Source organism: Corynebacterium sp. UMB0012 (genome assembly GCF_030216265.1).
In the GTDB taxonomy this organism is placed as follows: Bacteria; Actinomycetota; Actinomycetes; order Mycobacteriales; family Mycobacteriaceae; genus Corynebacterium.
Map to the genome: position 1 here is coordinate 1 of NZ_JASOKQ010000132.1, position 246 is coordinate 246.

Genomic DNA, 246 nt, shown 5'->3' on the forward strand with positions numbered 1-246 from the left:
GCGTGAAGTGCTACATCGTCGGCGTGGGCAAGGGCCGTGGCTCCCTACAGATCAACCTCTCCCGCACACACCCGGAGCTCGGTCGCCGGCTATTCGAACTTGAGGTTCCTGAGGTGGAATCCGGTGACGTGGAGATCGTCGGGATCGCCCGCGAGGCAGGCCACCGTTCGAAGATCGCCGTGGCGGCCCGCACCAAGGGCGTCAACGCCAAGGGCGCTTGCATTGGGCCCAAGGGGCAGCGCGTCA

Annotated in this window: 1 pseudogene; it reads left to right on the plus strand. The window is 66.3% G+C overall.

What is annotated here, in order from left to right:
* Positions 1–246, plus strand: a pseudogene (locus tag QP324_RS12160) (transcription elongation factor NusA); the annotation flags it as partial.